We start from the raw sequence: 7,127 nt of genomic DNA on the forward strand, positions 1-7,127 counted from the left end.
TAATCGATTAAAATAACAACATATGTGGTGGTTAACAACGCAAGTGAACGACAGATGCCTGAGGTATAAGAGAGAGTCAAGATCATGACTCTCCGATAAAAAGCCCCTGACTGGGGTAAGGTCTGGCCATCATAAATCATTTTTGAGGGACATCCGCACTCAGAGAGATTTTCTCCTGAGGTTATTTTCGTGGTCGATCAACCATTTCTTCCGGGCAATGCCGCCACCGTAGCCGGTCATTGAACCATCTTTGCCGATAACACGATGGCAGGGGATGACAATCGCGACGCGATTAGCGCCATTGGCTGAGGCGATTGCCCGAGCGGCTGTTGGTTTGCCAATATCAGTGGCAATCGACTGATAGTGAGTTGTTTCCCCGAATGAGACGCTTTGCAATTCGTCCCAAACGATGCGCTGGAATTCACTTCCGGGTGTATCAAGGGCGACACTGAACATTTGGCGCTGGCCTGCAAAATACTCACCAATCTCTTTCTCGGCCTGGCGCGTGTGTCTGTTCTCCCCCGCGATAATATTGGCGTTAAACAGGTTTTGCAGGTCTCTGAATTCCGTTTCCAGCGCACGACGGTCAACAAACTCCAGCAGGCATATACCTCGCTCAGTGGCGCAGACAAACATCGGCCCTAATGGGGTGGTAAACCGGTGAATTAAAATAGTGTCACTGCGCGCACTTGGTGCGGAGCCTGTCAGCTTTTTGCAGGTATACCCAAATCCACTTAGTGACTCATAGCCACTATCGAAGGCGACATCAGTTGTTGAGCGGCCTGACTTGAGTTCCTGCAATGCCACATTAACGCGCTGCATACGTTGAAAAGCCTGAAAGGTGATACCGTGATTTTGCAGGAACCAGCGTCGTACTCGCTCCGGGCTGATGTTGTGTTGTCGAAGCTCAGAATCGCTGATGCGCACTTTCGGCTCTTCCCGCACCAGCCTGAGCGCATGTTCGATAAAGTCCGGCGCTGTACAGGCATTTTCGGTTGGACGGCACACTTTGCATGGGCGGAAACCGGCATCCAGTGCGGATTTGAAATCATTATAAAATTCAACATTTTCACGCTTTGGTTTTCGTGCCCGGCACACCGAGATACAAAAGACACCCGTTGTTTTCACGCCAACAAAGAACACGCCCGTGAACTCAGCAGCGCGTTCGAGTAATGCTTCGTACCACATATTGCACAAGGCGTTATCGGTTATTTTCATCGCAAAAAACGTCCGAGAAAGAGTGGTGTGAGCGAACCAGGCACAGCAAATCCTTCAGCCTGGCCTGTAAGCGATCATGGATAAAATTGCCCATTGAAATGCGTTTCACGCCAAGCGCAGTCAGTGTCGTGAAATCCGCCAGTGCTGGCATGCACATAACATTTAAGGGTAATGTAATATCCCGGACAATCGCAGTAATGTCATCAGGCCGGGTTACGCAAGGTACAAAATAACCATGTGCACCACTGCTTGCATAGAGGTGTCCCCGATACAGCGTCTCCTCCAGTGCATTCTCACTGTTCAGTAAAAATGTATCGGTACGAGCATTCAAAAACATACCAGGACAGGCCAGGGCGATCTCCTGCAATTTGCCTGCAAACTGTATTGCATCATCCAGGTGGCGAACATTGCCGACGACATGGCTATCTTCAATATTGATTCCCACGACGCCAAGCTTCGCCAGTTGACGGATATTGTCAATAATGCGGTCCACGGTATCCCCATATCCGGCTTCCAAATCAACGCTTAATGGCAGGTTTGTCACGGTGCGAATACGGGCGACGATAAATAACAGTTCCTCAAAACTCATGCCCTCGCCGTCTTCGTATCCTAGCATTGCGGCCATGGCGGCACTGGATGTACCCAACGCGTGATACCCGGCCTGATGTGCGACCTGGGCACTGCAGGCATCCCAGACGTTGGCAAGGATTAAGGGCTGGTTTTGGTGGTGAAGTGCATAGAAGTCCATGGTTGTCTCCGGTTGTGGTGTGCAGCATCAATGTGCCGTTTTGCATGGGCCACCCACAACCGAAAATCGGACGAGCATTTTTACTTGTATCTGGTTGGAGGGAAAAGAAAAAGGCCATTTTTCAATGGCCTTTTACGCTGAGTATTAATGTGCGCGCAGTTGGATTTGTTTATTGAGTATATTGCTTAAATCTGCGTGGTTGCTGGTTTTTTTGTAATGCGTTTTTTCATTATGTACACCCATGTGTACACCGTAAAGTGATGTGCTTAAAGGCTGCGTCTATTTTTTATCCAGCTTCTTGGCGGCAGATTCTAATTGTTTGATGCTTTTTTCCGGTGCGGGCAGATTCTCTGGCATTGTCCCGCCTAGCTCCTGGATTGTTTGCCTAACTTTCCGGCCGACCTCGAAGTGAGTTTCATTAGCTTTTTGCTTCGATTTAACATTATCTCTGCGGAGCTTTTCTTCTGCCTGAGTCGCTCGGAACAGGTTGGCTGCCAATTCGGTAGAACCCATGTGATCGAGTATCTTTTGGCTCTTTTTAAGACCTTTTCGCTGATGGATAGCCTTTTGGTCTAACCCGCCATAAAGCCCCTTGTATCCGTGATTCTGGAAGATTGCAAAGTCCAATGTTGTTTCAACACCAGCTTGCTGTGCTGCCTCAACAAGTTGCTTGTTGTGTTCCTTTAACTCGTTTCGGAGAAAAAGGCGCTTTTGATCCTCGCGGAGTCGCTTGAATGTTTCATCGTCAGCTAGTTCTTGCCGTCTGGTCTGTATTGCAAAATATGTTTGCCCAGCAGCAATAACTGGCTTGCTAGGATCGCCGTTCTGCACAACTAGATAGCAGGCATATCTGGACAAATGAACATCTTTCAACTCTCGTTGGGCGCCAGACCCTAGAACAACCATTTTGGTGGTCTCAACGAAATGGTCTGAAACCTCTTGGTTGCTGGTTTCACACGCCTGAGCAGCTCGTGATAGAACGTTTTGAAAGTTTCGCCAATCTCGATAATCCAGTAGTGGTGCCAAATCTCTTGCTGACCAATATTCCTGCCCTTCGCTTCCATATTGTCGTAAGTCTTCAAATGGTTGATGGTGCTCGTTCATTGCTCACTCCATGTATTGGCTTGATGTTCAAGTGTGGTGACTTTTACTGGCGCTACTGCTAGCGGAGAGACTCAATATCTCACATCCTGATTAATGTATGATAGAGGTATCCCACAATAAGGAACCAGCCAGCCATGAGAATGACCAACCGCAAAAAAGAGATACTCAGCTATTTTGAACCGGATAACCTCGAATGGGTGACAGGTGAAATTGGTGCGCCGCCGTTCGATGTGTCGGGCGTGGCCTACCTGCTTCATGGCATGGTGTCGTTCGATAAGCGCCACCAGCTAGAATCAACCCGGCGTACGTTGGAAAGCATGGTTGCTGGTGGGCTGCTGGAGCGTGTAACAGTGTATGAGTCGCGTCAGGTACGGCGCGGCGGTGAAACCAACGCAATGGTCGTGCGCTACGGTTTACCCGGTCAGTGCGCTGTTATGCGCGATAATGGCGGCGCTGATAAAGCGATTGATGGGGAATGCTGGCGGGTCAGTTAAGAGCCTGCAATCTGTCGTTAATGCTGTTCAGGTCGTAAACCCGGCGTTCAATATCCAGCATAAGGAAATTGCGTATCTCGGCCTGTTCAGGATTATCAGATTCTCTGGCCTGTAAGAGCAATTCATTGTAACCATGCAATCCCCCCGAATTTTCCGCCGGGGTAGTCCCCCTCCCACGCAAACAGCTAACAGGCTGGATGCTGGTATCATGTGTTTGCTTCTCCAGCACAATAAGGCAATCCCACCAGTCGCCAAAGTCATACGTGTAAACCAGCTTGTCACCCTCATTCTGGATCGCCGCCCATAGTGGCGTGATTGCCGCATTATCCATGCTTTCACCCTCACCCCATACGCGATACTCGCTACCTAGATCACCTTTACGGCCTTTCTCGAACATATACAGATGTTCGTCATTCCAGCCAAAAGCCAACTGGATCACCGCGTGAAGTTCACTAAAGGGGATTTGCTCTGGAACCAGCACACGCCGCCATATTGGTGGTTTGCTGTCTCGGATGGTTATCTTTAGCTGGTACATGCAAATCCTGAATAAATGTGAATCGGAAGGATAACGATACTGACGCACTCACAATTCTGTAAAGGTGAATAAAGGAAATTTGCTTAATACGCATAAGTTACATGCGGAATAATCCCGTATCTACCTGCGCGGCGCTGGCTTCTTCCACTGGTAGGCAGGCGCTCGCATCATCTCCCCGAACCGTTTGCGCCGGGCTGTATCAGCTTCAATAATGCGCTCCATTTCCCGAACCTCTGCCGGGGTAAGCTGGCGGCCTTCATGCTCCATTTTGGCAGCGGTCAATAAAGCTATTTCGCGTGGTGTCATGGTGATTGCTCGTTGGCTGGTGGTGTCCGGTCATTGTATTAGCCGTAAAACGGATTGCTACCGCACACGCCCGGTGATCTTATCGACAACCGGACTGAATGCCTGCCAGTAAGCCATCTCCATTGCTGACAACTCTGCCCGCTTCCTGTCAAACGTAGCCCAGCGCATCCCCTTTGGTTTTGGGAACATGCGAATATCATTAAACAGGTTGTTGGTAAGGTCATTGTTGCCCCATATCGCGTATCGCTGTTGGCGTATCTTCATGCGCATCCTGTCCAGTTTGTCGGCGCTCTGGCTTTTATAGTGAAGTTTCCAGCACGCCCGGCAGCCAATGTCTTTCTTGCCGATATACAGCTTCGCTACCCGTTTCACGCAATGGGGACAAACGTACCATTCCCGCACGCCATACCCGGCCTGCGTGGTTGTAGTGCGAATCACCCGCGTCACGCCGTTGATTGTCATGGCGTAGCTGTCGGCTTGCCGGAAGGTATACAACGTTCCGCTTTCGGTCTGGGTATAAAGCTGCGTACCCTGTTCAGCGTCCGCCAGCCTGCTACGCATGTTCGCAAGGAATGGCAACCCTATACGGGGCAGGTCGGTGGTATAGCTGCGCGTTCTGTCTCTCACTGGCTGGCCTCCTGCGAATTACTGCGCATCAAACTGCGAATGCGCAAAAAATGAATACGAAATAATATGCGTATTTAACTACGAATTGCGCACTATTTTGCGCACTGCGCACTTATGAAGTCAGAAATGGCGCGGCTTTCGGGATGGTTTGCGAATTGGTATCCGTTTCGTTTTGCGCAGATTTTTTGTGAACTGCGCAATTCGCAATTTACTGCGCAATATTCGGGTTTCGTATTTGGAGGATTTTTCACTTTGCGTACTGCGTTCGACTGTAGAAACCCAGCGATAATGCGGCTTACAGGCTGGACGCAATTGCGAATCGGTTTCATATCACGCAATTAAAACTTAGGAAATCTTAGGAATCCTTATCAAAACTTATCATCTCCGTGGTGCTACTAACTGCGAATGGACTACACCAGAGCCAGCAATATCAAGCCTCTCCACCATTTTGCGAATTCGCAATTTCTGTTTGCAATACCACCGTTAGGATTCGTCAGGTAGTACGCACGTTGAATGCGCAGTTTTGCTGCGTACCTGACTGCGTACCATGCTCCGTGTTTTTGGATGGGTTAGTGAGTCAATATTGCTTTAGCCCTTTACTGGAGAAGCTTTTCTGTCGATCCCTCGCCGCAATCCTTCCAGAACAATCCAAATTTCGTGCGCTTTTCGCCGCCTACCTGACTGCGTACTGCGAATCAGTGGCGCGAACCTGAATATTCTGGACGACCTGAATCACGCTCTGGCTTCCAGCCCTCGACTGGAGCGGGTTTAGCGCTACAAAGGTTTTAAATCCGTCCAATACAGTCCAAAATTTACAGCCGTTCTGGTGCGAACCTGGCTGCGAACCATCGCCCCCCGCTGGTGGCCTACGGCTGCCTCTTACCGCCATTTAACCGGAAGGCGTTACCGTTCGGTTGCGCTATCCCCATGCGGTGTTGTGTCTCAGTGACTGCTTTATGCAGATCGCCGTAATCATCGGTTTTCACTGGCGGGCGCTTCGCGTTCGTCAGACACGTATCACGGCGCTGCTTTACCCATTCCCGATCATCGTCCTCAGCACAAAGCATCATGACTTCCTGCCAGCGCGTCGCAGCCCTGCGATACAGCCCCTTTGCTTCCAGAGCCTCTGCTTTACTATCGTTGACCATGCTTATCTCCCTCAGAATGGCGTTTCATCGTCAAATGGTGGGCGCTGGTCGTATTCATCACGGGATGGCTGCTGCGCACGTCTCAGCGCGTCCGTTGCCTGCCCCTGCTGTCCTGCCTTCCCGCCGGGGCGCACCGTTCTTGCGCTGATCACACTGTCGGCTACTACCTGATAACCCTGCTGTGTACCGCCGTCCTGCCCTGTCCACTGGTTGAGTTGCATATTGCCTGCCACGCTCACAAGGTCGCCTTTCTGGTGCTTTGCCAGCGCATCGGCCTGCTTCCCAAAAGCAATAACGCCCAGCCAGAAGGTTGACTCTCCCGCCTCTGCCGCATTACAGGGGAGTGACACCGCCAGTCGCGCCATAGCCATGTTGTTACCGTTCGTTGTGGTGCGAGTCTGGGGGGCTGCCACCAGCCGCCCATATGCTGAAATTTGTGCGGTCATAGATATTTCCTCATGTAGTCACTACCTCCGGGACTAATTTTCATTTCTTCCCTTAAAGGCCACTGCTCCGCCATTGCTGCGGTCGAGTGATTCCCGTCATCACGTCCGGCCTGAGCTGCCGTCCAGTGTGCTGCATATTCTGTAAATCCAATTTCTGCTGGCTGCCTCATCCAGTGGGCGATCATCCTCAAGGTCATTTGCAGGCTTTGGGTGTCGCCCTGTAATGCGCGTTTGTCAGTAAACCCCTTCAATGCTTCACGCTCCTGATAGGTCATTTTCTGGCTGGTTTCTGTATTCATTGCCCACCTTCGTTTTAAGCTACCCCCCCCATAGAATCTTTTTGGGGGTGTAATATCCCTACCAATCCCTACTAACTGGCTCAGGCCACGAATGGCAAGGCTTTCAGACTGGTAGGCATTCAATTTTGAATCGCCACGGGTTTAACAGACACCTCAGAGTCATTTAAGATGACTTAAAGAGAGGTGCCCATGAGCGGTAAGC

Annotated in this window: 10 protein-coding genes; 1 reads left to right on the forward strand and 9 read right to left on the reverse strand. The window is 50.5% G+C overall.

Features of this window, described 5'->3' with window-relative positions:
* Window positions 1–159: 159 nt before the first annotated feature.
* The 3 genes from GF617_RS23035 to dinD all read right to left on the reverse strand — a co-directional run bounded on the left by GF617_RS23035 (window position 160) and on the right by dinD (window position 3,070).
* Window positions 160–1,218, reverse strand: coding sequence for a bifunctional transcriptional activator/DNA repair enzyme AdaA (locus tag GF617_RS23035; protein WP_181621695.1), 1,059 nt, complete (start codon window positions 1,216–1,218; stop codon window positions 160–162).
* On the reverse strand, window positions 1,202–1,966 hold the full coding sequence (locus tag GF617_RS23040) for an isocitrate lyase/phosphoenolpyruvate mutase family protein (protein ID WP_203452517.1): 765 nt from the start codon (window positions 1,964–1,966) through the stop codon (window positions 1,202–1,204). The genes GF617_RS23035 and GF617_RS23040 overlap by 17 nt, the downstream gene beginning before the upstream one ends.
* A 279-nt stretch (window positions 1,967–2,245) precedes the next feature.
* The gene (gene dinD, locus GF617_RS23045) at window positions 2,246–3,070 is read right to left on the reverse strand and encodes a DNA damage-inducible protein D (protein WP_203452518.1); all 825 of its coding nucleotides are present in this window, start codon (window positions 3,068–3,070) and stop codon (window positions 2,246–2,248) included.
* Between the two features lie 134 nt (window positions 3,071–3,204).
* Between dinD and GF617_RS23050 the strand changes: the two genes are divergently transcribed.
* Window positions 3,205–3,564, forward strand: coding sequence for a hypothetical protein (locus tag GF617_RS23050; protein WP_203452519.1), 360 nt, complete (start codon window positions 3,205–3,207; stop codon window positions 3,562–3,564).
* On the opposite strand, the gene GF617_RS23055 is transcribed toward GF617_RS23050, so the two are convergent.
* The 6 genes from GF617_RS23055 to GF617_RS23080 all read right to left on the reverse strand — a co-directional run bounded on the left by GF617_RS23055 (window position 3,557) and on the right by GF617_RS23080 (window position 6,925).
* Window positions 3,557–4,099, reverse strand: a complete 543-nt coding sequence (locus GF617_RS23055) for a plasmid pRiA4b ORF-3 family protein (protein WP_004202366.1) — start codon at window positions 4,097–4,099, stop codon at window positions 3,557–3,559. The genes GF617_RS23050 and GF617_RS23055 overlap by 8 nt on opposite strands.
* A 120-nt stretch (window positions 4,100–4,219) precedes the next feature.
* The gene (locus GF617_RS23060; RefSeq protein WP_203452520.1) at window positions 4,220–4,405 is read right to left on the reverse strand and encodes a hypothetical protein; all 186 of its coding nucleotides are present in this window, start codon (window positions 4,403–4,405) and stop codon (window positions 4,220–4,222) included.
* Window positions 4,406–4,462: 57 nt separating this feature from the next.
* Window positions 4,463–5,032, reverse strand: a complete 570-nt coding sequence (locus GF617_RS23065) for a hypothetical protein (protein WP_203452521.1) — start codon at window positions 5,030–5,032, stop codon at window positions 4,463–4,465.
* 866 nt (window positions 5,033–5,898) lie between these two features.
* Window positions 5,899–6,180, reverse strand: a complete 282-nt coding sequence (locus GF617_RS23070) for a PerC family transcriptional regulator (protein WP_203452522.1) — start codon at window positions 6,178–6,180, stop codon at window positions 5,899–5,901.
* An 11-nt stretch (window positions 6,181–6,191) separates the two neighbouring features.
* Window positions 6,192–6,626, reverse strand: coding sequence for a single-stranded DNA-binding protein (locus GF617_RS23075; RefSeq protein WP_203452523.1), 435 nt, complete (start codon window positions 6,624–6,626; stop codon window positions 6,192–6,194).
* Window positions 6,623–6,925, reverse strand: a complete 303-nt coding sequence (locus tag GF617_RS23080; protein ID WP_100134780.1) for a hypothetical protein — start codon at window positions 6,923–6,925, stop codon at window positions 6,623–6,625. Before GF617_RS23080 ends, GF617_RS23075 begins: the two co-directional genes overlap by 4 nt.
* Window positions 6,926–7,127: the final 202 nt, after the last annotated feature.

This window comes from Lelliottia sp. RWM.1 (genome assembly GCF_016859735.1).
GTDB lineage: Bacteria > Pseudomonadota > Gammaproteobacteria > Enterobacterales > Enterobacteriaceae > Enterobacter.